Consider the following 24,447-nt stretch of genomic DNA (forward strand, 5'->3'; position numbering starts at 1 on the left):
GAGCCACGTTCGCGGAACGCTGCGGGCAATCAGTCGGGGTTCGGGGAACGCCGCGGGCAATCAGTCGGGGTTTGGGGAACGCCGTGCGCAATCAGTCGGTCGTGGTGGCGGGGGAGAGGAGGGAGCGGAGGGCGCCGAGGATCCGCAGGACGTGCGGCGACCTCTCGTCGCCCCGGGTCGCCACCGCGAGCTCGACCGACGACGGTGCGCCCTCGAGAGGTCGGTAGACCGCGCCGGTGATGGTGAGGTGGCGCACCGGTTCGGGGACGAGGGCGACCCCGAGCCCGGCGGCGACGAAGACGACGAGGGTCGAGGTCTCGCTCACCTCCTGCACGACCTGGGGCACGAAGCCCGCGCGCTGGCAGGCGTCGAAGATCGAGTCGTGGACGACCGAGCGGTGGCGGGACGGGTAGGTGATGAACGGCTCGTCGCGCAGGTCCTCGAGCCGGATGCTCGCCCGCTCGGCGAGGGGGTGGGCCGCGGGCAGCACGGCGATGAGCGGCTCCCGCCGCAGGACGCGCACGCGGAAACCCGGGTCGCGCACAGGGGGCCGCAGGATGCAGATGTCGAGCGTGCCGTCGCGCAGGCCCTCCTCCTGCGCGGGCGTGAGGAGCTCGCCGTGCAGGTCGAGCACGATGTCGGGGCACCGTTCCCGCAGGGCCGGGACGATCGTGGGCAGCAGCTCGTAGGTCGCCGAGCCGATGAGCCCCAGCGCCACCCGGCCGACCTCGCCGGCCGCCACCCGCTGCGCCTCGTCGCCGGCGTCGTCGACGGCGGCGAGCACGGCCCGGGCCCGGTCGAGGTAGCGCTCGCCGGCCGGGGTGAGGTCGACCCGCCGCGTCGACCTCGTGAGGAGCTGCACCCCGATCTCGGCCTCGAGCTGCTTGATCTGCTGCGAGAGCGGCGGCTGCGCCATGTGCAGGCGCTGCGCGGCCCGGCCGAAGTGCAGCTCCTCGGCGACGGCGACGAAATAACGCAGGTGACGGAGCTCCATGCTCGGACGGTATGCCTCGACCGGGCTCATGTCCAGACTTCTGACGTCCCAGTGGAGGCGGAATGGGTATTGGCACGTATCGATCGAGCGACCCTACGCTGGCGAGCATGACCCTCGACGACGTCGTCATCTGCTCCCCGCTGCGCACCCCGGTGGGCCGGTTCGGTGGCGCCCTCGCGTCCCTCTCGGCCGCCGACCTCGCGAGCGGGCTCCTGCGCGAGCTCGCCGGGCGCACCGGTCTGGGCCCGGGTGACGTCGACGACGTCATCCTCGGCCAGTGCTACCCGAGCGGCGAGGCCCCGGCGATCGGCCGGATCGCCGCCCTCGACGCCGGTCTCGGCGCCGGCGTCCCCGGCGTGCAGGTCGACCGTCGCTGCGGGTCGGGCCTGCAGGCGGTCATCTACGCCGTGCTCCAGGTCGCGTCGGGCGGGGCCACGACGGTCGTCGCCGGGGGCGTCGAGTCGATGTCCCAGGTCGAGCACTACGCCCTCGGGCTGCGCACGGGGGTCCGCGGGGACGGGGTCCAGCTCATGGACCGGCTGGCCCGGGCGCGCGTCACCGCCGGCGGCCGCGACCACCCCATCCCCGGCGGGATGCTCGAGACCGCCGAGAACGTCAGGGCGAGGTATGCCGTCAGCCGCGAGGACCAGGACGCGTGGGCCCTGCGCTCGCAGCAGGCCACGGCGGCAGCCGCCGCGGCCGGGCGGTTCGACGACGAGATCGTCCCGGTGACCGTGCCGGCCAAGCGCGGTGAGACCGTCACCGTGGCGGTCGACGAGCACCCCCGCCCCGAGACGACGGCCGAGGCCCTCGCCGGCCTGCGACCAATCCTCGGCAGGAGCGACCCCGACGCCACCGTCACGGCCGGCAACGCCAGCGGGCAGAACGACGGCGCCGCGATGTGTGTCGTGACGACCCGAGCCGAGGCGGAGCGGCGCGGGCTCGACCCGATGCTGCGGCTCCGCTCGTGGGCCGTGTCCGGTGTCGAGCCTGAGCTCATGGGCATCGGTCCGGTCCCGTCAGCGCGGGCGGCGCTGGAGCGTGCGGGTCTGGCGTTCGCCGACCTCGACCTCATCGAGCTCAACGAGGCCTTCGCCTCCCAGGTCCTCGCCGTCGTCCGCGAGTGGGGCCTCACCGACGCCGAGGTGGAGCGGGTCAACGTCAACGGGTCCGGCATCTCCCTCGGCCACCCCGTCGGGGCCACCGGCGGACGGATCCTCGCGACGATGGCGCACGAGCTGCGGCGTCGCGACGGGAGCTACGGCCTCGAGACCATGTGCATCGGCGGCGGCCAGGGCCTCGCCGCCGTCTTCGAGTCGGTCTCCTGATGGGAGCGATCGAGGTCGCCCACCGCATCGACCGTGACCCGTCGCTGCCCGCGGACGCCCCGAGCGTCGTCCTGTCGAACTCCCTCGGCGCCACGACGGCGATGTGGGACGCGCAGGTGGAGCAGCTGAGCCGGGTGGCCCAGGTCGTCCGCTACGACACCCGCGGCCACGGTGCGTCGCCGGTGCCGGACGGGCCCTACTCGATCGACGACCTCGCCGACGACGTCGTCGCCCTCCTCGACCGGCTCGGGCTCGAGCGGGCACACGTCGTCGGGCTCTCGCTCGGGGGCATGACCGGGATGCGGCTCGCCGCACGGAACCCGCAGCGGGTCGACCGGCTCGTCGTCCTCTGCACCTCGCCCCGGCTCGAGCCGACCCAGGGCTGGCTCGACCGGGCCGCGACGGTGCGGTCGCGGGGCAGCGCGGCCGTGGCGGACGCCGTGGTCGCCCGCTGGTACACCGACGCGTTCCGGGCCTCCGAGACCGAGCGCGTCGCGGCCGCCGTCGCAACGGTCAGCGCCACCCCGCCCGAGGGCTACGCCGGCTGCTGCGAGGCCATCGCCGGCATGGACCTGCGGCCCGACCTGCCCTCGATCTCCGCTCCCACCCTGGCCATCGCCGGAGCCGACGACCCGGCAACCCCACCTCCGCACCTGCGGCTCATCGCGGACTCGGTGCAGGACGGGCGCCTGCTCGTCGTCCCGCGGTCCGCGCACCTCGCCAACGACGAGCAGCCGCGGACGATCACCCCGGCCATCCTCGAGCACCTCGGGCTGGCCCACCCCGCCTGACGCTGGACCCGTCGAGTGGTCACGACACCCCGTATGCCGTGTGCGCATCCGGGGTGTCGTGACCTCTCGACTCGCGTCTCCTCACGAGTCACCACAGCCCCGGCAGATAGCATCGGCCGGAGCGACTGACACCAGGACCGACGAGCGAAGGAGGCGAGCGATGGGCCTGTTCGACCGCATGGAGGGCAAGCTCGAGCGCGCCGTCAACGGCGTCTTCGCCAAGGCGTTCCGCTCCGAGGTGCAGCCCGTCGAGATCGCGAGCGCCATCCGGCGCGCCATGGACGACCGCGCCGCGACCGCCGGCAAGGGGCGCAGCCTCGTCCCCAACGTCTTCACGATCGAGCTGAGCGAGACCGACTACGAGCGCCTCACCGACCACGGCGTCGAGCTCGAGAACGAGCTCATCGCCGCCGCAGAGGAGCACGCCGACAGCCAGCACTACCAGCCGGGCGGCCCGATCGACATCCTCTTCGACGAGGACGACGAGCTCGAGACCGGCGTCTTCCGCATCCGCCCCAGCACCGCGAAGCGCCCCCGCGCCACCGGGACGACCGGCCAGCACCAGTCCGTGCGCCGGTCCCCCCGACCGGACGCGTATGCCGGTGACTCGCCCGCCGCAGCCCCCGCACCCGCCGTCCCCGTGCCGACCCCCGCACCCGCCGCCCCGGAGCGGGCGCGCACGCGGCCGGCCGAGCGCGCGGTGGACGAGGACGAGCTCGGTGAGACCGCGGCATACCGACCGGCGAAGCCGCCGGCGGTGAAGCGGCGCACCAACCCGGCCGACCGGCCGTGGCTCGACGTCGACGGCGAGCGCTACCCGCTCATGGGGGCGATCACCGTCCTCGGCCGCGACGACAGCGCCGACATCATCCTCGACGACCCCGGGATCTCGCGCCGGCACAGCGAGATCCGCGTGACCCAGGACGGCCCTCACACGGTCGCGACCATCCGCGACCTCGGCTCCACGAACGGCACGTTCGTCAACGGCGAGCGGATCACCACCGAGCACCTCGCGAGCGGTGACCGGGTCACGGTGGGCCGCACCTCGGTGACCTACCGCGCCGGCCGCCGATGACAGGAGTGAGGGCCACGTTGTGACTGAGATCACCATCACCATCATGCGCCTGGGCCTGCTCGTCGCCCTGTGGGCGTTCGTCATCGCCGTCGTCGGCGTGCTCCGCGGTGACCTCTACGGGACCCAGGTGACTCCTCGTCGGACGGCGCCCCCGCGGGCCGCGACCCCGCGCCCGGCCGCGCGCGGCGCCAGCCCGGCCGCCGTCCCCGCCGAGCAGCGTCCGGTGCCCCGCCCCGCCGCCCGCCGGTTCACGACCCGCTCGCCCGACCGCGAGCCCAGCCACCTGCGGGTCACGAGCGGACCGCTCGCCGGGACGAGCCTGCCGTTGCGCGAGGCGGGCATCCTCATCGGGCGCAGCCCCGAGTCGGCCCTCGTGCTCGACGACGACTTCGCCTCCGGTCGGCACGCCCGCATCTACAAGGGTCCGGAGGGTTGGGTCGTCGAGGACCTCGGCTCCACCAACGGCACCTTCATCGGCCCCCTGCGCCTCAGCACCCCCACCCCGGTCACGGCCGGCACCGAGATCCGCTTCGGCACGACCGTCGTCGAGCTGCGGAGGTAGCGCGTGGCGATCGCCTTCCACTTCGCTGCCCGCTCCGACGTCGGCATGGTGCGGACCAACAACGAGGACAGCGGGTATGCCGGCCCGCACCTGCTCGCGATGGCCGACGGCATGGGTGGCCACGCCGGCGGCGACGTCGCGTCGTCGACGATCATGGGCGCGCTCGTCGGCCTCGACGGCGAGTCGTTCTCCGGCGCCGACGCGACCCGGGCCCTCCTCCAGCGGATCACCGCGGCCAACGCCGAGCTCGGCCGGATGGTGCAGGAGGACCCCGACCTCGACGGCATGGGCACGACCCTCATCGCGATCCTGCGCGCCCGCGACAAGCTCGTCCTCGCCCACATCGGCGACTCGCGCGCCTTCCTCGTGCGGGACGGCCAGGTCGCCCAGATCACCAAGGACCACAGCTTCGTCCAGTCCCTCGTCGACGAGGGGCGGCTCACCCCCGACGAGGCGAGCACCCACCCGCAGCGCTCGCTCGTCACCCGCGTCCTCACCGGCTCGGAGGACGAGGAGCCGGACGTCGTCGTGCGCAAGGCGGTCGTCGGCGACCGCTACCTCATCTGCTCTGACGGCCTGTCCGACTACGTCGCCCGCGACACCATCGACGAGATCCTCACGACCGAGCGCAAGCCCGACGTCTGCGCCGAGCGGCTCGTCCAGCTCGCCCTGCGCGCGGGCGCCCCGGACAACGTCACCGTGGTCGTCGGCGACGTCGTCGACCTCACCAAGGGCCCGGTACCCAGCGACTCGCCCCAGGTCGTCGGTGCCGCCGCTGCCTCCCGTCCACGCACCCGACCGATCCCCGTGACGCCCGCGGCCAAGGCGGCCGCCCTCTCGCAGGAGGCGACCGGCGCGACCGACCCCGGCGACCTCCAGCTCGCCGAGGAGGGGCCGCGCAGCCGCCGCACCACCCTGCTGCGCGCTCTCGGCGCGTCCCTCCTCGCCGCCGTGGTCCTCGTGGCCGGCGGCTACGCGGCATACGCCTGGACGCAGTCCCAGCTCTACGTCGGCGTCAACGACGGTCGGGTCGCCGTCTTCAAGGGGGTCGACCAGTCCTTCGGGCCAATCGACCTCTCCCGCGCCGAGACGACGAGCGGCATCGCCGTCGACGACCTGCCCGACTTCTACCGCGGGCAGCTCGGCCGCGGCATCTCGATGAGCACGCGGTCCGACGCGGCCGCCCTCGTGCGCAACCTCGAGGTGCAGGCGCAGGCGTGCCGCTGGGCCAAGTCGCAGTCCCGCGACTGCGCGACCGTCCCCACGACCTGGACCACACCGTCGCCCACCCCGACGCCGACGCCGACCGCCAGTGCCCCGACCCCGACCCCCACCCCGACCGGCACGCTCACCGTCGCGCCGACCCCGAGCGCCACGGCTGCACCATGACCACCGTCTCCGCCATCCCCGCCCGCAAGGGCCGCAACGTCGAGCTCGCGCTCCTCGTCTTCGCGGTCTGCATCGTCGCGCTCGCCTACGCCAACGTGGGCCTCGCGGTCGAGGGGACGATCCCGCCGAGCCTCATCGCCGTGGGCACCGGCTTCCTCGTCATCACGGTGGCGTTCCACCTCGTGATGCGCTGGCGGGCGCCGTACGCCGACCCGCTCATCCTCCCGATCGCGACGCTGCTCAACGGGCTCGGGCTCGTCATGATCAACCGGCTCGACCTCGCCAACGGGCGCGACCTCGCCGAGGGGATGGCGCTGCGCCAGCTCATGTGGAGCGCGATCGCGGCCGGTCTCGCCATCGCGGCACTCATCATCCTGCGCGACCACCGAATCCTGCGCCGCTACACCTACCTCGCCGGGGCGCTCGGCTTCGGGCTGCTCCTGCTGCCCCTCGTGCCCGGGCTCGGGGTCGAGAACTACGGCTCCCGCATCTGGATCGCGGTCGGGCCGTTCTCGTTCCAGCCGGGGGAGGTCGCCAAGATCGTCCTCGCCGTGTTCTTCGCCGGCTACCTCGTCCAGACCCGCGACGCGCTGTCCGTCGCCGGCCGCCGCATCCTCGGCTTCACCCTGCCGCGGGCCCGCGACCTCGGCCCGATCCTCGTCGCGTGGATGCTGTCGGTCGGCGTCCTCGTGCTCGAGAAGGACCTCGGCTCGTCGCTGCTTTTCTTCGGCCTCTTCGTCGCGATGCTCTACGTCGCGACCGAGCGGACGTCGTGGGTGGCCATCGGCCTCGTCCTCTTCTGCGTCGGCGCGTGGATCGCCAACATGATCTTCAGCCACGTCCAGCGACGCGTCCTGCTGTGGCTCGACACGTTCAGCCGAGAGGCGCTCGACACCTCCGACCAGCTCGCCCGCGGACTCATGGGCATGGCGTCCGGAGGCATGTTCGGCACCGGTCTCGGCCGCGGCCGCCCCGAGCTGACCTACTTCGCCGAGAGCGACTTCATCGTGCCGAGCTTCGGCGAGGAGATCGGCCTCGTCGGGCTCTTCGCGCTGCTCCTGCTCTACGTCCTCCTCGTCGAGCGGGGCCTGCGCACGGCGATCGGCGCCCGTGACGGCTTCGGCAAGCTGCTCGCCTCGGGCCTGGCGTTCTCGGTCGCCCTGCAGTGCTTCGTCGTCGTCGGCGGCGTGACCCGGGTCATCCCGCTCACCGGCCTGACGATGCCGTTCCTCTCCCAGGGCGGCTCCTCGCTGCTCGCGAACTGGACGCTCGTCGCGCTCCTGCTGCGGATCAGCGACCACGCCCGCAGACCCGTCCCCGACCCCGAGGTCCCCCACCCCGTGTCCCACGAACAGACCCAGGTGGTGAAGGTGCGATGAACTCACCGATCCGCCGTCTCTCCTTCGTCGTCGCCTTCCTCTTCGCCTCGCTCCTCGTGTCGACGACGATGATCCAGTTCGTCTACGCCAAGGACCTCAACGCCCGACCGGACAACCGGCGCACCCTGCTCAGCAGCTACGCCCGGGAGCGCGGCCAGATCCTCGTCGGTGACACCGCCGCCGCGAAGTCGGTGCCGGCCGACAACGACTACAAGTGGCTGCGCACCTACCCGTTGGGGGCGGCCTACGCCCACGTCACCGGCTACTACTCCTTCTACGGCGCCGGCGGCGGCCTCGAGCAGGCCGAGAACGGACTGCTCTCCGGCAGCAGCGACAAGCTCGCGTTCCGCCGCGTCTCCGACTTCTTCACCGGCCGCAGGACCACCGGCGCCAGCCTCGAGCTCACCCTCGACGACCGCGTGCAGCAGGCCGCGATCACGGCCCTCGACGGGCGCAAGGGCGCCGCGGTCGCGGTCAACCCGTCGACCGGCGAGATCCTCGCGATGGTGAGCAACCCGTCGTACAACCCGGCCACGCTGTCGGGCCACGACCTCGGGAAGGTCGACACGGCATACAAGGCCCTCAACGGTCGGGCGGACAAGCCGCTCGTCAACCGGGCCATCGGCGGCGACCTCTACCCGCCCGGCTCGACCTTCAAGATCGTCACCGCCGCCGCCGCCCTGTCGAGCGGACGTTTCGCCCCGGACTCGGTGCTGCCCGGGCCGGCCGCGCTCGACCTGCCGCAGACGACGACCGACCTGCCCAACATCGGCAACCGGGCGTGCGGCGACAACGACGAGACGACGTTCCTGCACGCCATGGAGATCTCCTGCAACAGCGCCTTCGGCTACCTCGGGCTCGAGCTCGGCGCCGACGCGCTGCGCGACCAGGCCGCGAAGTTCGGCGTGGGTGACCAGCTGTCGATCCCGATGCGGGTCACGCCGAGCAGCGTGCCGGCCGAGCTCAACGAGCCGCAGCTGGCCCAGTCGGCGGTCGGCCAGTACGACGTGCGCGTCACGCCGCTGCAGGTCGCGATGTTCAGCGCGGCCGTCGCCAACCGCGGGATCGTCATGAGGCCGCACCTCGTGCGGTCGGTCCTGTCCAGCGACCTCAGCGTCATCGAGCGCTCGGAGCCCGAGCAGCTGTCGGAGGCCGTCACGCCCGAGGTCGCCGCCCAGCTCACCGAGATGATGGAGGCCGTCGTCGAGAACGGCAGCGGCAAGCCGGCGCAGGTCGATGGTGTGCGGGTCGCCGGCAAGACCGGCACCGCCGAGCACGACCCGAAGCAGCGGGCGCACGCGTGGTTCACTGGCTTCGCGCCGGCGCAGGACCCGCAGATCGCCGTCGCCGTGGTCGTCGAGAGCGGCGGCGACGCCGACAGCGAGACGCGCGGGGGTGGCGCCGTCGGCGGCCCCATCGCCAAGGCCATGATCGAGGCAGGGCTGAAGAGGTGAGCACGTCATGAAGGGGGAGACGATGCTCCTCGGGGGGCGCTACGAGGTCGCCGAGCTCATCGGTCGCGGCGGCATGGCCGAGGTCCACCTCGGCCACGACACCCGGCTCGGGCGCAAGGTCGCGATCAAGATGCTCCGCAGCGACCTCGCCCGCGACCCCTCCTTCATCAAGCGCTTCCGCCGCGAGGCGCAGTCGTCGGCGGGCCTCAACCACGCCTCCATCGTCGCGGTCTACGACTCCGGCGAGGACCACGTCGTCGAGTCCGGCGGCGCCAGCGTCGCGGTGCCCTACATGGTCATGGAGCACGTCGAGGGGCGCACGCTGCGCGAGGTCCTCACCGAGCAGGGCCGGATGTCGATCAACCAGGCCTGCCGGGTGACCGAGGGGGTGCTCGACGCGCTCGCCTACAGCCACCGCATGGGCATCGTCCACCGCGACATCAAGCCGGCCAACGTCATGATCGCCGCCGACGGGTCGATCAAGGTCATGGACTTCGGCATCGCCCGCGCCATCGCCGACACGGCCGCGACGATGACCCAGACCCAGGCGGTCATCGGCACCGCCCAGTACCTCTCGCCCGAGCAGGCGCAGGGTCAGCCGGTCGACGCGCGGTCCGACCTCTACTCCGCCGGCTGCATGCTCTACGAGCTGCTCACCGGCCGGCCGCCGTTCGTCGGCGACAGCCCGGTGTCGATCGCCTACCAGCACGTCGGCGAGCAGCCGACCCCGCCGTCGATCCTCGAGGACTCGCTCAGCGAGGGACTCGACGCGGTCGTCCTCCACGCCCTGACCAAGGACCGCGAGAAGCGCTACCAGGACGCCGGGGCCTTCCGCGCCGACCTGCAGTCGGCACGCCTCGGCCGCCCGGTGAGCGACGCGGCGATGACCTCGCTCGCGCTGCTCACCGCGGGGCACCCGGCGATCAGCACCTCCGAACCCACAGAGGTGTATGCCGCGCAGACCAGTCCCGCGAACGGGGCACCTCCCGCGGCCGCGGCGGGTTCGACGACGTCGACCTTCCCCGCCGTCGGGCACGCGCCGCCGCGTCGCCGCCGCAGCGGTGCCTTGCGGGTGGTCATGGTCCTGCTCGGTCTTGCGGCTCTTGCGCTGCTCGGCCTCGGGGTGCAGCAGTACCGCGAGGTGCAGGCGGAGGCGAACAAGGTCTCGGTGCCCGTGCTCGAGGGCAAGCCCCGCGCCACCGCCGTGGCCGAGCTCCGGCGGGCCGGTCTCACGTTCGTCGAGACGGCCGCCGCGAGCGCCACCGTCCCCGACGGGTCGGTCATCTCGCAGGACCCCGACCCCGGCGCCCGGGTCGTCGCCTCGACGACCACCGTGCGGATCGCCATCTCGACCGGCCCGACCGCCGTCGTCGTTCCCAACCTCGCCGGCCGGACCGTGGAGGAGGCGACGGAGCTGCTCACGGGCGCGAAACTCGCCATCGGCCGGACGGTCAAGGTCAACACGAACAAGCAGCCCAAGGACCGGATCGTCGAAAGCACCCCCGCCGCCGGGAAGTCCCTCCCGCCCGGGAGCATCGTCAACGTCTCGGTGTCCTCCGGCCAGGTCGAGGTCCCCCTCCTCACGGGCAAGACCCAGGACGAGGCCTCGGCCGCGCTGCTCGCCATCGGCCTCAAGCCCAAGACGGAGTACCGCCAGACGTCCCGGGCCACCCAGGGCACCGTCGTCGCGCAGGACCCCGACGCCGAGGAGATCGTCGCCATCGGGTCCGAGGTGACGATCACGGTCGCGCAGAAGGCGCCCCCGCCGCCGCCTCCCCCTCCGACCCCCTCGCCGAGTCCCACCCCGTCGGCGACCGCCACGCCCACTCCGACGCCGAGCCCCACGGGATCGCCGAGCCCCACCCCGAGCGGCAGCTGACCCAGACTGTCGCGCCTCCACCGGCGGCGGAGAGAATGGCGGGTGCGGGGTGCGCGGGTCAGTCGGTGACGTGCGCCGCGACGTGGGCGGCGTCGTGGACGAGCGGGCTGAGGCCGACCGACCGTTCGACGGCCTCGGCGTCGCCACACACCTGGAGCCAGTTGGCGAGGAGGTGGTGACCGCCCTGGGTCAGCACCGACTCGGGGTGGAACTGAACGCCGTGCAGCGGCAGCTCGCGGTGCTGGACCGCCATGATGATGCCGCTCTCGGTGTGACCCGTGGAGACGAGCGACTCGGGCAGGGTCGGGGGGTCGATCGTCAGCGAGTGGTAGCGCGTCGCCGTGAACGGCGTGGGCAGCCCCGCGAGCACCCCGGCGCCCTCGTGGTGCACGAGCGAGGTCTTCCCGTGGAGCAGCTCGGGCGCACGGCCGACGACCCCGCCGGCGACGACCCCCAGGGCCTGGTGGCCGAGGCAGACGCCGAGCATCGGCTGCGAGCGCTCACCGCAGGCCTCGATCATCGCCATCGAGACACCGGCCTCCTCGGGCGTGCCGGGCCCCGGCGAGACGAGGACGCCGTCGAAGTCGGCGCCGTCGGCGGGGGCGATCGCGTCGTTGCGCACGACGGTGCACTCGGCGCCGAGCTGCTCGAGGTAGCCGACGATCGTGAAGACGAACGAGTCGTAGTTGTCGATGACGAGGATGCGGGTGGGGTCGCTCATGCGAGGTCCTCGAGGGTGCGGGGGGAGGGAAGGGTGGGGAGGGCCGGACGTCCCGGAAGGGCTGCGGCGGTGTCGGAGCCGACGGTGGTCTCGTCGTAGGGCAGCCACGAGGCCACGAGGGGGAAGAGCCACTCGAAGCAGACCACGACGACGGCACCGAACAGGACCACGATCAGCGCCGCACGGAGCAGGGCGGGACCGGGGAGCGCACGCCACAGGCCGGCATACATCAGGACGGCTCCACCCGCGGGGCGGGGAGGTTGTCGGACAGCGCGATCTGGTCGCGCGTCCGGGTGAGGACGAGCTCGGCGTGAACGATCCAGCGCTGCTTCGCGCTGAACCTGGGGTGGCACGACGTGAGGGTGAGGACCGCCTTCGTCGGCGTCGCAGCGGGGTCCCCCGGCACGGCGGCAATGACGTCGGACTCCGACGGGCGCACGATCTCGTGGCTCGTCACGGCGTACACGCTCTCGCCCCCGGCGGTCTCGACGATGACCTCGTCCCCCCGGCGGAGCCGGTCGATGTCGGCGAGCGGCTTGCCGTAGGTCGTGCGGTGCCCCGCGATGGCGAGGTTGCCGACCTCTCCGGGGGCGGCCGACCCGACGTAGTGCCCGAGACCCTGCGCGAGCTCCTTGGCCGACGTGCCCTCGACGAGCGGGCGGGCGTAGTCGGAGCCGAAACGGGGGATCCGCACGACGGCGAAGGCGTCGCCCTGGACCTTGGGCTCGACCTCGGCCGCGGCGCCGGAGGACGCCTCGGCGAACCCGCGCTCGAGGGTCGACACCGTCTGCGCGTGGGCGCGGTCGGACTCGACGTCGGTCCACCACAGCTGCCACACGACGAAGAGCAGGACGAGCGCACCGAGCGTCACGAGGACCTCGCCGAGCACCCCCACGACCCCCGCCCCCGTCGACCTGCCGCCGCGGCTCCGACTCACTGCTCCACCGAGGCGTAGTCGGGGGTGATCGAGCCGGCGTAGGCCGGGAAGGAGTACGCGTCGGAGGAGGTCACGTCGTAGCCGAGGCCGACGGCGGTGACGTACTCGCGGTAGATCGCGACCTCGGGCGACTGGTCGAGGATCTCGCGCAGCCGCTGGGGGTCGCCGATGGCGCGGATGCGGTACGGCGGGGAGTAGACGCGACCCTGGAGGATGAGGGTGTTGCCGACGCAGCGGACGGCACTCGTCGAGATGATCCGCTGGTCCTGGATCATCATCGCCTCCGCGCCCCCCGCCCAGAACGCGTTGACGACGGCCTGGACGTCCTGCTGGTGCACGACGATGTCGTCGGCGGAGAAGCCCGCGGGCAGCGCGTCGACCTCGAGGTCGGAGTCGTCGAGCTGGACCTCGACGCCGGGTCCCTCGACGGGGACTCGGCCGGCGGTGACGGCAATCGCGTCAGCCTTGCGCTTGAGCTCGCCGATCGCGGCGTTGCCGGGGGTGCTCGTCCGGGTGAGCTGCTCGACCTCGGCCTCGAGGGTCTGCAGCTCCTCGGTCATCCGGGTGTTGTCCTTGGTCTGCTGCCGGATGATGTCCGGGATGCCGGCCCCGTCCGATCGCAGGCTGCGACCCTGCGCCACCGACCCGCTCGTGGCGAAGAGGATGCCCGCGAGGATCGCCACGACGGGCACGAGCAGCGACCACGCCGTGGGTCGCGTCGTGAGGAAGGTTCTGCGCTCGGCCACGGGGGTCACCACCTCTCTCTGGAACAGGCTCTACGCTAGGCCACGACCCCGAATGCCAAGGAGACAGTCCGTGCCAGAGTCCAAGGGCCGCGCCAAGCCCGCCTACACGCCGCCCCGCACGGCGCAGGCCAACGCCACCAAGCCCAACCCGCGCTGGTTCGTGCCCGTGATGCTCGGGCTGATGCTCATCGGTCTGGTCTGGGTCGTGACGTACTATATCTCCGGCGCCAAGGAGTACCCGCTGCCCCAGATCGGGCGCTGGAACCTCGGTGCCGGCTTTGCCTTCATGATGGCCGGCTTCCTCATGACGACGCGCTGGCGCTGACGCCCGCCCGTCCCCCGGTTCACGCGGAACGGCCCCTGACCACGTCGGTCGGGGGCCGTTCCGTGTCGCCTGTGCACCGATTCTGGGGACAAGCTGTGGACAACTCGACGTTATCCACAGGAGTTGTCCCCAATGTGGATGAATGACAGCCATGTAATCCGGCTGGTGGTCGCCGGTTGGTCATCGGCCGCTCGCACGTCGTCGCGGTACGCCCAGTGCACTGCTGCGCCCCAGCGCAGCACGCCAGCCACCCACCGCTGTGCACTGCTGCACCCCAGCGCAGCAGTGCACAGTCACCACGGACTCAGGGTCTGCACTGCTGCGGCTCGGCGCAGCAGTGCACAGTCACGACGGACTCAGGGTGTGCACTGCTGCACCCCAGCGCAGCAGTGCACCGTGCGGCGTGGGGGGTCGGGCAGGCGGCGCTGCTGCGGGTCAGCGCAGCAGTGCACAGGTCAAATCGGGGACGACGTCAGCGCGTACTTCAGCACGGTGAGCGCAACGAGCACCACCGCGATGGCGCCCAGCCCGACCCAGTGCACGCCGAAGTTCGCGCGCTGCGTCAGCGCCGCACCCTCCGGCCGGCGCCCCGTGTAGGCCACGACCGCAGCGCACGCCGCCCCGACGAGCAGCCCACCGAGGTGCGCCTGCCAGGCGATGCCGGGGATGACGAAGCCGAGGACCGCGTTGATCCCGATGGTCGCGTACATCGCCGCGGCCGAGCGTCCCAGCCGGCGCTGCAGCACGAGGAACGCCCCGAACAGCCCGAACACCGCTCCAGACGCCCCGACAGCGGGCGTCTCCCACGAACCGAAGTCGCGCATGTTGAGCTCGTCGACCGACTGCGGGAAGGACAGGAGCAGGTAGACGACGGAGCCGCCGACCGCGCTGATGAGGTAAAGCGCCGCGAACCTGGCCCTGCCGAGCATCGGCTCGAGGTACTGCCCCATGACCCACAGCGCGTACATGTTGAAGCCGATGTGGAGCAGCATCCGTGGGCTGTGCGCGAACGCCGACGTGATGAAGCGCCACGGCTCGCTGTCGCCGAGGTAGGGCACGAACGCCACCTTGTCGGTGACCGTGGGCGAGGCGAGCTGGGCCAAAAAGACGGCGATGCAGATGCCGATGATCGTCGTCGTGACGAACGGCCGATCGCCGACCGTGCTGACGTCGCCCCCGAAGACCGTCCGGCCCTGGCGGATCGACTTCTGGCCCTCGCGGACGCAGTCGACGCACTGCACGCCGACCGCCGCCGACCGCTGGCACTCAGGGCAGACCGGGCGGCCGCAGCGCTGGCAGCGGACGTACGAGACCCGGTCGGGATGGCGCGGGCAGACCGGCACCTCTTCGGGGGTGCCGGTCTGTCCGTATGCCGTCGGCTCACTCATCACCGCGAGTCTAACGACGCCAGGTGGGAACGCCCTGAGCGTGGGCCGTGAGGACCCGGCAGCCGGGTCCCGGACCTCACGCGGCCTCGAGCTGCTCCCGGATGAGAGTGTCGGCCAACCGGTCCGCAGATCCGGGGAGCCGGGCCAGCGCGTGCGTAGCGACAACGAGGCGCGCACCGGGGTCGATGACGAGGCACGCACCAGCGTCGCGCGTCTGGCCGTTGTGCCACCAGCGCCCTTCGGTCTCCTGCCAGCCACGTCGCGCCACGTCGTACCCACCGCGCTCATGGGTCTCCTGACCGTACCGTGCGAGGTCGTCGATAGTGCTCCAGAGCGCTCCCGCGGGCGCGTATGCCGACCGGTCCAGCCGCCAGGGCTGGTGCGGTTTCCGGTCGAAGCCCTTGATCGCCGTCCACCGCTCCTCCGGAGGGCGGACCGTCACGCCGGTCAGGCCCCACGGCTCGAGGACGAGTCCGCGCACGGACGGGAACCAGTCCTCGCCGGTGACCGTCTCGATGACCCGGCCGAGGACGGCATACCCGAGGTTGGAGTAGGCGACCACGCCCGGGGTCTCGAGCAGGGAAGGGTCGAACTCGTCGAGCAGGGCCGACAGGAAGTCGGGACCCGTGCCCTCGTACGGGTCGTGGTTGAGCCCGCCCTTCATGCCCGGATGGACGCGGGGCATCCCCGAGGTGTGCCGGGCGAGCTGGTCCACCGTGATCTGTGCGGGGAGGCGACCACCGACGATGTCGACGACCGGCTGGTCGTAGGCGAGCCGCCCCGAGACGACGAGCTCAGCGACCGCGGCCGACGTCACCGTCTTGGTGATCGAGCCCCACTCGACGTCGTTGCCCTCGACGTAGGCCTTGCCGAGCTCACGCGACACGACGGCGCCGTCCTTGAGGACCACGTGCGCCTGACGCTTCTTGAACAGTCTCACGACGATCTCCTGTCGACGATGGGAGTACTCACATCCCTGGGCGATCCGCGCGCGTGCCCACTCGAGGTGACCCTTCACGAAGATGAGGTCACACGCCATCATGATGAGCGGCCGTCGCAGCCGGGGCACGAGCACCATGAGCGGGAAGGACATCGACAGCCACACGGTTGCGTACGCCCCGATGACGAGCAGCCAACGGCGGTCCGCGGGGTCTACGGCGTCCTGACCCAGCGTGTCGTCCCCCTCCTCGTGATCCTGTCCACCACGCGCCAGGAGCACTGACCACGGTCGTGGTCAGTTCTCCTGGGGGCGTGCGTGCGCGGGTCGGGCTCAGGTGTCGATGGTGAAGCTCTCGATGACAACGTCCTGCGCGGGCTTGTCGTTCGCGCCGGTCTTGACGGCGGCGATCTTGTCGACGACGTCGCGGCTCTCCTGGTCGGCGACCTCGCCGAAGATCGTGTGCTTGCCGTTGAGGTGCGGGGTCGGGGTCACGGTGATGAAGAACTGGCTGCCGTTGGTGCCCTTGCCCATGCGCTTCCCGGCGTTGGCCATGGCGAAGAGGTAGGGCCGGTCGAACTGGAGCTCGGGGTGGATCTCGTCGTCGAAGGTGAAGCCGGGGCCACCGAAGCCCTGGCCCATCGGGTCACCACCCTGGATCATGAAGCCGGGGATGATGCGGTGGAAGATCAGGCCGTCGTAGTACTTGTCCGGGTTGCTCCGGCCGGCGTCGTCCTTGTACTCGAGCTCACCCGAGGCCAGGCCGGTGATGGTCTTCACCGTCTTGGGCGCGTGGTCGGGGAACAGGGTGACGTTGATCGTGCCGTGGTTGGTCTTCAGGGTTGCCTTCATGCGTCCATCGTATGGGTTGCCCCGGGGCCCAACTGTGACAGTGCTGGTCAAACAGTGTTTGATGGAAGCAGTCGTTGAACGGCGACACCGTTCACTCGTCCATCGATAGGAGATCGTCGTGTTCCGCACGAAGAGCAAGACCGAACAGGCCCGTGAGGCCGTCGCGGCTCGGGTCGAGACCGCCGCCTCCACCGCGTCTGACGCCTCGTCCAGCGCCCACTCCACGGCAGCCGACCTCCGGGCCCGCGCCGCCGAGCTCAAGGACAGGGCCGCCCCCAGGGTGGAGAGCGCACGCGAGACCGCCCGCGACTACGCCGCCGAGGCCGGACCCAAGGTCCACGACGCCAAGGACACCTTCGTCGAGGAGGTCGTGCCCAAGCTCGCGTCCGCCCTCGCGACCGTCCTCGCCGGCGCCGCGGCCACCAAGGCCGCCGCGGCCGAGGCCGCCGACCGCGCCCCCGACGCCTACCACGTGCTCAAGGGCGACGCCGTCGTCAAGCAGAAGAAGGGCGGCAAGGGCCTCCTGCTCCTCGGCCTCCTCGCGGCCGGCGCTGCCGCGCTCGCGTGGAAGAAGTCGACCGAGAAGAAGGACCCGTGGGCGACCGCCGGGGCCTACACCGCTCCCGGCTCCGGCCGTGACTCGTCCGTCGGTGGCGCACACAACGGCGCCACGGTCGGCGACAAGGTCACCGACCTCGCCGCCGCCGCCAAGGAGAAGGCTGCTGCCGCGGGAACGGCCGTCAAGGACAAGGCCAGCGAGGTCAAGGACAAGACGACCGACAAGGCCGCCGACGTCAAGGACAAGGCCAGCGACACGACCGACGAGTTCACCGCGGACGACGCAGCCGAGTACTCCGGCGAGCCGACCACCGAGACCGTCAGCGAGGGCGACGCCTGGACCGACGCCGGCGAGTGGGCCGAGGGCGCGGCGCCGTCGACCTCCGGCACGTCCGAGGGTTCGGACCTGTCGACGCCGCACCTCGACGAGGGCCGCAGCAACAACAGCTGACCCTTCGGGGCGCACGACGAGAGGCGGTATGCCGGGTGCCCACCCGGCATACCGCCTCTCGTCGTTCCGCCGTGGGGCCGGTGGTGGGCGGGCAGGGGCGTCGATAGGTTGAGCCGCATGTCATCGCCGACCGCCCCGACCCCGCTCGTCGACACCGGGCTGCGGACCGAGCCCGACCGGGCCTGGGTGCAGGGAGCGATCCGCAAGCTGCGCGCCGACGCGACGCGGACCTCGGACACCCACCTCATCAAGGTGCACCTGCCCGGCTGCGGCCGCGTCGACCTCTACCTCAAGGACGAGTCGACGCACCCGACCGGCTCCCTCAAGCACCGGCTCGCCCGCTCGCTGTTCCTCTACGGCCTCTGCAACGGGATCATCGGCCCGCGCACGACGGTCGTCGAGGCGTCGTCCGGCTCGACGGCGGTGAGCGAGGCGCACTTCGCGCAGATGCTCGGGGTGCCGTTCATCGCGGTGATGGCCTCGAGCACCTCGCCCGCGAAGATCGCGCTAATCGAGCGGGAGGGGGGTCGCTGCCACCTGGTCGAGGACCCCACGACGGTCTACGACGAGGCGCGGCGGGTGGCGGACGAGGCCGGCGGCGTCTACCTCGACCAGTTCAGCAACGCCGAGCGGGCGACGGACTGGCGCGGCAACAACAACATCGCCGAGTCGATCTTCGAGCAGATGGCGCTCGAGGAGCACCCGGTCCCGACCTGGATCGTCGTCGGCGCCGGCACCGGCGGGACCTCTGCGACGATCGGCCGCTTCGTGCGCTACCAGGCGCTCGACACCCGGGTGTGCGTCGTCGACCCGGAGCACTCGGCCTTCCTGCCGGCGTGGCAGGGCGACGGGGAGGCCCGGCTCGAGCCGTCGCGGATCGAGGGGATCGGGCGGGCGCGGCTCGAGCCGTCGTTCCTGCCGCTCGTCGTCGATCGGATGCTCGGGGTGCCCGACTGCGCGTCGATCGCCGCGACGCGGTTCCTGCGCGAGCGCACCGGGATCCACGCGGGGCCGTCCACCGGCACCAACATCTACGGCGCGCTGCGGCTGGCCGCGGAGATGCAGGCAGCCGGCGAGCGCGGCTCGATCGTCACGCTCGTGTGCGACCGCGGCGACCGCTACGACGAGACCTACAACTCCGACGCGTGGGTGGCGGGCAAGGGTCACGACCTCGCGCGGTATGCCGGCGTGCTGGCGTCCGCGTGGGACGACGGCGTCTGGTTGGGCTGAGCGCGGTCATCTGCTCGACGTGGTGATGACGTCAGGTCCTCCGAAATTGTCACCGACCAGTTGTCTCAACCTCTGTGGCCGGGCGCCCTCGAGGCGGATCATGGAAGGGGTGGGGCCGCGCGCCCGGTGCGGTCCGCTGGAGGTGGACCATGAGCCCTGCACGACGCGCCGCGGCCTGGCTGGCCGCAGTCCTCACCGCCCTGGCGGTCGGCACCGTCCTGCCGACTCCAGCGGCCGCCGACCCGAGCACGCCCGCGAGCTACCCCGCGGCGTCGTCGGCAACGCGCGTGTCCGCGCAGTTCTTCGACACGTGCACGGCGCCCTCACCGTCCGCCCTGTCCGCGTGGAAGGGGCGGGCACCGTACAGCGGCGTCAACATCTACTTCGGGGGGCGCAACCGGGCCTGCCCCCAGCCCAACCTCACGGCTGCCTGGGTGCGCAGCGCGACGGCGGGTGGGTGGTTCCTCGTCCCGACCTACATGGGCGACCAGCCGTTCTGCATCTTCGGGACCAAGACCTACCGGTACACCGCCAGCAGCGCGGCTGCCCGGGGTGCGGCGGACGGCGCCGACGCGGTCGCGAAGGCCCGCGCCCTCGGTCTGCTGCCCGGCAGCGCTCTCTACGCCGACGTCGAGCACTACAACCGGGCCGCCGCCGGGTGCACCACCGCCGTGCGCACCTACGTGTCGGAGTGGACGCGGGCCCTGCACCGGTCCGGCTTCCTCGCCGGCGTCTACGCACACCAGGACTCGGGGGTGCGTGACCTCGCGGCCAGCTACCTGTCGACGACCCTGGCGCGGCCGGACGCCATCTGGATGGCGCGCTGGGACAACGTCGCGACCACAGTGAACTGGCCGACCGCCGGCAACGGCCTCTGGGCCGAGTGGCAGCGCGCCAAGCAGTACCGCGGCGACCACCCCGAGACCTGGGGCGGGGTGACCATCATCATCGACAGCGACATCATCCGGGGTCCGGTGGCAACGGTCGCTCGGCCCTACCGCGTCACGAGCTCCGGCACCCTCAATGTCCGCAGCGGTCCGTCGAGCGCCTATCCGGTCATCGGTTCGCTGGCCTCGGGTTCCACCGTGTCGGTCATCTGCCAAGCCCGCGGGCAGGTGGTCGGGACGACTTCGGTGTGGGACCGCATCAGCACCGGTGGCTACGTCTCGGACCGCTACGTCTCCACGCCGTCGGGGACGACCTTCAGCGCGCCGCTGCAGCGCTGTTCCTACCCGGGCCAGATCACGATCGGGACGCCCGTCAATACCCGCGCCGGACCGGGCACGACGTATGCCGTCAACGGCTCGCTGCAGGGTGGCGCGCTCGCGTACGTGGCGTGCCAGAAGGCGGGCACACTGGTCGGCACGACACGGGTGTGGAACCAGCTCGTCGACGGCCGGTGGCTCAGCGACTACTACGTGTCCAACGCCTCGAACACGACCTACAGCTCACCCGTCCCCCGCTGCCCGTGACCCTCGCCGTGGGTCTGGACACGGCTAGGCGCGGGCGAGCATCACGCCGACGGCGCGGTTGAGCACGATGAGGCCCTCACGGGTGACCTCGGTGGCCGCGCCCTTGGGCGTGGCCCGGTTGTCACAGGCGGAGGTCCACCGCACGCCGGACTTCGCGGCGATGGCGGCCGCGGTCTCGGGGATCGTGCCGGGCTCCACCCCGCAGGCCTCGGCCGCAGCCGTGAACACCTCCGGCGGCAGGGTGCTCAGGGCGCCCACCTTGACCATCGGGATCCCGAGCTGCCGGCACAGTCGGTCCACCTGGGCCTGCATGCCGTCGCCGTAGACGTTGCGTCCTCCTGCGGGCGACAGCGCACGGTCGTCGTCACCTCGGCACGAGGCGCACCACGCGGGGTTCAAACCGTGCTTGCAGTCATTGCTCATGTTTGCAAGGTATCCCGGTCCGGGCACCCCCGTTGACCACACCTCCTCCGCGGACCTCTGGGACAGTCGGATCATGGGTGACTTCGAGGCAGTGGTGGAGACCACGGGCGACGGGACGATCGGGGAGGCCGGTCCCCTCGTCGTCGAGGTGCGCAACGGGCACACGGGCCAGTCGCACGTCGCGTCGGTGGACGGGTTCACGGGTGGACACCTGCTCCACCTGGCCGTCGCGGGTTGCGTGTCGAACGACCTGTTCCGAGAGGCGAGGGCCCGGGGGATCGTGCTCACCCGGGTGCGGGTGGTCGCCGACGGCGGGTTCGGCGGGGACCCGAGCCGGTCGACGGGGGTGGCGTACCGGGTCGAGGTCGAGAGCAACGCCTCGGAGCCCGCCCTGCGCGACCTCGTCGCGCGGGTCGAGGACGTCGCCGAGATCCCATCGGCGCTGCGGCACGGCGCCGTGGTCCGGCTGACCGGCACCCGGATCCGCTCGGGCCACGAGCCACGGCCGTCCGCCGTCTCGGACCCGGGGCCGTTCTTCCACGGCACGAAGGCCGACCTCGTCGCGGAGGACGTGCTCGTGCCCGGCTACGCCTCGAACTTCGGCGAACGCCGTGAGGCCAACCACGTCTACGTCAGCGCCACGCTCGACGCGGCCACGTGGGGCGCCGAGCTCGCGGTGGGTGAGGGACGCGGGCGTGTCTACGAGGTGGAGCCGACCGGCCCCCTCCAGGACGACCCCAACCTCACGAACATGAGGTTCCCGGGCAACCCGACGCGGTCCTACCGCACGCGCCACCCGGTGCGCGTCGTCCGCGAGGTGCTCGACTGGGAGCCGCACCCGCCGGAGGTGCTGGGGACGATGCGGGAGCACCTCGCGGCGCTCGACCGGCAGGGCGTCGAGGCCGTCGACGACTGAGTCGCTCACGAAGCCTCCGGCTTCTCCCCCATCGGTGTGGTCATGCTCACCCTGGCGGCGTACCTCCTCCGCAGCGCAGGGTGAACCGTCACTCCACGGTTTGGCCTCCCCCTCTTCGGGGAATGAACAGGGGGAGGAGATACCCATGAACCACCACACATCCCGGTTGCGGCCCGACGGCACCACCTTCCCTCCGGTCACACCGGACCCCCCGGCCCCACCCGGCTACGTCGACCCTCTCGAGCGGCTCGAGGGGGCGTTCGAGCGGGAGGACGGCGGCGACGAGGGTGGCGGCGACGCGATGTCGCAGCCGCGCCTCCCCGACCCCGACCCCGGCGACGGGTCGGGGACGTGACCATGAGGGTCGCGGTCCTGTCCACCTATCCGCCCCGGCGCTGCGGGCTGGCGACCTTCACGACGGACCTGCGCCACGCCGTCCTCGCCGCGGACAGCTCGGTCGAGGTGCTCGTCGCGGCAGTGCTCGACGACTCCCCGGACGCCCTCGCCGCGCCGGACCCGGACGGCCCACGCGGGCCCGAGGTCCTGCTCACGCTGCGCCAGCACGACCGGGAGGACTACCCGCGCGCCGCCCGGGTCCTCAACGAGAGCGGCGTGGACGTCGTCCTCGTCCAGCACGAGTACGGGATCTTCGGCGGGGACGCCGGGGGCAACCTCCTCGACCTGCTCGCCGCACTCACCGTGCCCTATGTCGTCACCCTGCACACCCTGCTGCTCGAGCCGAGCCCCCGCCAGCGCGCCGTGCTGCGCGGTGTCGTCGACGGCGCGGCCCAGGTCACCGTGTTCACGGCGCTCGCGCGCGACCAGCTCGTCCGCAGCGGGCTGGTGCCGTGGAGCCGCGTCGCCGTGGTCAACCACGGAGCGCCGGAGGACCTCCAGCCGTTCCGGCCCTCCACCGGGGTGCCGAACCGCGAGACGCAGCGGTCCACGATCCCGGAGCTCGCGGCATACGAAGGACGACGGGTGCTGTCCACGTTCGGGCTGCTGTCGGCGAGCAAGGGGCTGGAGGTCGCGATCCGCGCCATGCGGACGGTCGCCGACGCCCACCCGGACGCCCTCTACGTCGTCGCCGGCCGCACCCACCCCGAGGTCGTGCGCCAGGACGGCGAGCGCTACCGCGAAGGGCTGCAGCGCCTCACCGCCGAGCTGGGCCTGGAGGAGCACGTCCTCTTCCTCGACCGCTACCTCACCGACGATGACATCCGTGACCTCCTCACCCACACGGAGGTCTTCGTCACGCCCTACCGGCACGCGGAGCAGGTGGTGTCCGGCGTGCTCACCTTCGCGCTCGTCGCGGGGTGCGCGGTCGTCTCGACACCGTACTTCTACGCCACCGAGCTGCTCTCGACCGGCGCCGGCCGGCTCGTCACGTTCGACGACCCTGCCGGCACGGCCGCCGCCCTCGTCGAGCTCCTCGGTGACGAGGAGCTGCTGCGCGAGGCGTCGCGGACCGCATACCGCGTCGGGAGCCAGTACACCTGGCCCGAGGTCGGCCGGGAGATGACCAAGGTGCTCGCCACGGCGACCAACGGCTCCGTCCCGCTGCGCTCCATCCCGCCACTGACCCACCTCCTGCGGCTCGTCGAGGTCGGGGGGATCGTTCAGCACGCCGTCGGCCGGGAGCCCGACCGGTCGACCGGGTACTGCGTCGACGACGTCACCCGGCTGGGCCTGGTGGCCGCGGCGCTGGAGCGGCGCGATCCCGGATCGGACCCGGGGGTGCTGGGCCTCGTCGTCCGCCGGTGCATGACGTTCCTCGACGAGGCCTGGGACGACGTCAGCGGGCAGATGCGCAACGTGCGGGAGGTCTCGGGCCGGTGGCTCGACGAGCCGCACCCTGGCGACCACCTCGGCCGGGCGATCTGGGCCCTCGGTGACCTGGGGGCCGATCCCGGCGGTGTCGCCCCGTGGGCCCGAGGACTGCTGCACGACATCGTCTCGACCGAGCCGTCTCTGCGCGACCCCCGGGCGGCCGCGTTCGCCGTCCTCGGCCTGACCCGCCTCCCGGGGGAGCACCTCGACGAGCCCGGCCGCCGCCTTTTGCGGCACCTCGCCGCCGAGCTGGCCGCGCGCTACACCGCCAACGTCTCCCCGGAGTGGGAGTGGTTCCAGGACGAGCTCACCTACGACAACGGGCGGCTCGCACAGGCGCTCATCGCCGCCGGCGCCTCCCAACGCCACGCCGAGCAGCTGCGCCTCGGGCTGGAGGCGCTCGAGTGGTACTGCGGGCAGTGCGCCGTGGACTCCGGCGCGGTGGTGCTCGTCGGCAACCACTGGCGGCGGCGCGAGTCGGCGCCCCACGACCCGCACGACCCGGACTGGGACGAGGGCGACGAGCAGTGCGTCGACGCCGCGGCGCTGGTGGAGGCGTGCGTGGAGGCCTACCGGGCCACCGGCTCGACGGTCTTCGCCCGCCGGGCCCGCAACGCCTTCGCGTGGTTCCACGGCCGGAACCGCTGGGGGGTGGCGCTCTACGACGAAGTGAGCGGCGGGTGCCACGACGGCGTCAGCTCGCGCGGCCTCAACCGGAACCAGGGCGCCGAGTCGACGCTGTCCTACTTCCAGGCCTGGCTGGCCCTGGACTCCGTCGACCTGCTGCCCTCCGGAGGGGACGAGTGACGG

At 72.2% G+C, this 24,447-nt stretch carries 24 protein-coding genes and 1 pseudogene; 16 read left to right on the forward strand and 9 right to left on the reverse strand.

The window, feature by feature from the left end; genetic code table 11:
* Positions 1–91 precede the first annotated feature (91 nt).
* Positions 92–994, reverse strand: a complete 903-nt coding sequence (locus AC3EU2_RS07315) for a LysR substrate-binding domain-containing protein (protein ID WP_488179052.1) — start codon at positions 992–994, stop codon at positions 92–94.
* Between the two features lie 107 nt (positions 995–1,101).
* On the opposite strand from AC3EU2_RS07315, the gene AC3EU2_RS07320 reads away from it, so the two are divergent.
* From AC3EU2_RS07320 to pknB, 8 genes are all read left to right on the forward strand, one after another.
* Entirely contained in the window at positions 1,102–2,322 is a 1,221-nt protein-coding gene (locus AC3EU2_RS07320; RefSeq protein ID WP_488179053.1) for an acetyl-CoA C-acetyltransferase, read from the forward strand.
* A complete protein-coding gene (gene pcaD, locus AC3EU2_RS07325) occupies positions 2,322–3,113 on the forward strand; it encodes a 3-oxoadipate enol-lactonase (protein ID WP_488179054.1) in 792 nt (263 codons plus the stop codon). Before AC3EU2_RS07320 ends, pcaD begins: the two co-directional genes overlap by 1 nt.
* Before the next feature lie 160 nt (positions 3,114–3,273).
* A complete protein-coding gene (locus tag AC3EU2_RS07330) occupies positions 3,274–4,188 on the forward strand; it encodes an FHA domain-containing protein (RefSeq protein WP_488179055.1) in 915 nt (304 codons plus the stop codon).
* A gap of 19 nt (positions 4,189–4,207) precedes the next feature.
* A complete protein-coding gene (locus AC3EU2_RS07335; RefSeq protein ID WP_488179056.1) occupies positions 4,208–4,750 on the forward strand; it encodes an FHA domain-containing protein FhaB/FipA in 543 nt (180 codons plus the stop codon).
* Between the two features lie 3 nt (positions 4,751–4,753).
* Complete coding sequence (locus AC3EU2_RS07340) at positions 4,754–6,139, forward strand: PP2C family protein-serine/threonine phosphatase (RefSeq protein ID WP_488179057.1); 1,386 nt, start codon at positions 4,754–4,756, stop codon at positions 6,137–6,139.
* Positions 6,136–7,518, forward strand: coding sequence for an FtsW/RodA/SpoVE family cell cycle protein (locus tag AC3EU2_RS07345; protein WP_488179058.1), 1,383 nt, complete (start codon positions 6,136–6,138; stop codon positions 7,516–7,518). Before AC3EU2_RS07340 ends, AC3EU2_RS07345 begins: the two co-directional genes overlap by 4 nt.
* A complete protein-coding gene (locus AC3EU2_RS07350) occupies positions 7,515–8,972 on the forward strand; it encodes a peptidoglycan D,D-transpeptidase FtsI family protein (protein WP_488179059.1) in 1,458 nt (485 codons plus the stop codon). Before AC3EU2_RS07345 ends, AC3EU2_RS07350 begins: the two co-directional genes overlap by 4 nt.
* 7 nt (positions 8,973–8,979) lie before the next feature.
* Positions 8,980–10,851 (forward strand): Stk1 family PASTA domain-containing Ser/Thr kinase, encoded by a 1,872-nt coding sequence (pknB, locus tag AC3EU2_RS07355; RefSeq protein WP_488179060.1) that lies wholly within the window; start codon positions 8,980–8,982, stop codon positions 10,849–10,851.
* 58 nt (positions 10,852–10,909) lie between these two features.
* On the opposite strand, the gene AC3EU2_RS07360 is transcribed toward pknB, so the two are convergent.
* The 4 genes from AC3EU2_RS07360 to AC3EU2_RS07375 are packed head-to-tail and all read right to left on the reverse strand — an operon-like array spanning position 10,910 to position 13,255.
* Positions 10,910–11,572 (reverse strand): aminodeoxychorismate/anthranilate synthase component II, encoded by a 663-nt coding sequence (locus AC3EU2_RS07360; RefSeq protein ID WP_488179061.1) that lies wholly within the window; start codon positions 11,570–11,572, stop codon positions 10,910–10,912.
* Positions 11,569–11,802, reverse strand: coding sequence for a hypothetical protein (locus tag AC3EU2_RS07365; RefSeq protein WP_488179062.1), 234 nt, complete (start codon positions 11,800–11,802; stop codon positions 11,569–11,571). Before AC3EU2_RS07365 ends, AC3EU2_RS07360 begins: the two co-directional genes overlap by 4 nt.
* Positions 11,802–12,509: a class E sortase gene (locus AC3EU2_RS07370; RefSeq protein ID WP_488179063.1), complete on the reverse strand. Its 708-nt coding sequence runs from the start codon at positions 12,507–12,509 to the stop codon at positions 11,802–11,804. Before AC3EU2_RS07370 ends, AC3EU2_RS07365 begins: the two co-directional genes overlap by 1 nt.
* Positions 12,506–13,255: a DUF881 domain-containing protein gene (locus tag AC3EU2_RS07375; RefSeq protein WP_488179064.1), complete on the reverse strand. Its 750-nt coding sequence runs from the start codon at positions 13,253–13,255 to the stop codon at positions 12,506–12,508. The genes AC3EU2_RS07370 and AC3EU2_RS07375 overlap by 4 nt, the downstream gene beginning before the upstream one ends.
* Before the next feature lie 70 nt (positions 13,256–13,325).
* Here AC3EU2_RS07375 and AC3EU2_RS07380 point away from each other — a divergent pair, with 70 nt between their 5' ends.
* A complete protein-coding gene (locus tag AC3EU2_RS07380) occupies positions 13,326–13,580 on the forward strand; it encodes a cell division protein CrgA (RefSeq protein ID WP_488179065.1) in 255 nt (84 codons plus the stop codon).
* Positions 13,581–14,035: 455 nt separating this feature from the next.
* Here the strand turns inward: AC3EU2_RS07380 and AC3EU2_RS07385 are convergent, their stop codons facing one another.
* From AC3EU2_RS07385 to AC3EU2_RS07395, 3 genes are all read right to left on the reverse strand, one after another.
* Positions 14,036–14,968, reverse strand: coding sequence for a rhomboid family intramembrane serine protease (locus AC3EU2_RS07385; protein ID WP_488179066.1), 933 nt, complete (start codon positions 14,966–14,968; stop codon positions 14,036–14,038).
* 76 nt (positions 14,969–15,044) lie between these two features.
* Positions 15,045–16,187, reverse strand: coding sequence for a serine hydrolase domain-containing protein (locus AC3EU2_RS07390; protein WP_488179067.1), 1,143 nt, complete (start codon positions 16,185–16,187; stop codon positions 15,045–15,047).
* Between the two features lie 51 nt (positions 16,188–16,238).
* Positions 16,239–16,757 (reverse strand): peptidylprolyl isomerase, encoded by a 519-nt coding sequence (locus AC3EU2_RS07395; protein ID WP_488179068.1) that lies wholly within the window; start codon positions 16,755–16,757, stop codon positions 16,239–16,241.
* A 118-nt stretch (positions 16,758–16,875) separates the two neighbouring features.
* On the opposite strand from AC3EU2_RS07395, the gene AC3EU2_RS07400 reads away from it, so the two are divergent.
* The 3 genes from AC3EU2_RS07400 to AC3EU2_RS07410 all read left to right on the forward strand — a co-directional run bounded on the left by AC3EU2_RS07400 (position 16,876) and on the right by AC3EU2_RS07410 (position 20,468).
* Entirely contained in the window at positions 16,876–17,766 is an 891-nt protein-coding gene (locus AC3EU2_RS07400; RefSeq protein ID WP_488179069.1) for a hypothetical protein, read from the forward strand.
* 117 nt (positions 17,767–17,883) lie between these two features.
* On the forward strand, positions 17,884–18,996 hold the full coding sequence (locus AC3EU2_RS07405; protein WP_488179070.1) for a PLP-dependent cysteine synthase family protein: 1,113 nt from the start codon (positions 17,884–17,886) through the stop codon (positions 18,994–18,996).
* A 149-nt stretch (positions 18,997–19,145) separates the two neighbouring features.
* On the forward strand, positions 19,146–20,468 hold the full coding sequence (locus AC3EU2_RS07410) for a glycoside hydrolase domain-containing protein (protein ID WP_488179071.1): 1,323 nt from the start codon (positions 19,146–19,148) through the stop codon (positions 20,466–20,468).
* A 24-nt stretch (positions 20,469–20,492) separates the two neighbouring features.
* Here AC3EU2_RS07410 and AC3EU2_RS07415 read toward each other — a convergent pair whose 3' ends face one another.
* Complete coding sequence (locus AC3EU2_RS07415; protein ID WP_488179072.1) at positions 20,493–20,891, reverse strand: hypothetical protein; 399 nt, start codon at positions 20,889–20,891, stop codon at positions 20,493–20,495.
* Between the two features lie 73 nt (positions 20,892–20,964).
* On the opposite strand from AC3EU2_RS07415, the pseudogene AC3EU2_RS07420 reads away from it, so the two are divergent.
* The 4 genes and pseudogenes from AC3EU2_RS07420 to AC3EU2_RS07435 all read left to right on the forward strand — a co-directional run.
* Positions 20,965–21,348: pseudogene (locus tag AC3EU2_RS07420) on the forward strand (OsmC family protein); the annotation flags it as partial.
* 24 nt (positions 21,349–21,372) lie between these two features.
* On the forward strand, positions 21,373–21,807 hold the full coding sequence (gene arr / locus AC3EU2_RS07425) for an NAD(+)--rifampin ADP-ribosyltransferase (RefSeq protein ID WP_488179450.1): 435 nt from the start codon (positions 21,373–21,375) through the stop codon (positions 21,805–21,807).
* Positions 21,808–21,952: 145 nt separating this feature from the next.
* Positions 21,953–22,162 (forward strand): hypothetical protein, encoded by a 210-nt coding sequence (locus AC3EU2_RS07430; RefSeq protein WP_488179073.1) that lies wholly within the window; start codon positions 21,953–21,955, stop codon positions 22,160–22,162.
* A 2-nt stretch (positions 22,163–22,164) separates the two neighbouring features.
* A complete protein-coding gene (locus tag AC3EU2_RS07435; RefSeq protein ID WP_488179074.1) occupies positions 22,165–24,444 on the forward strand; it encodes a glycosyltransferase in 2,280 nt (759 codons plus the stop codon).
* Positions 24,445–24,447 lie beyond the last annotated feature (3 nt).

The organism is Knoellia sp. B-D-2, assembly GCF_057714695.1.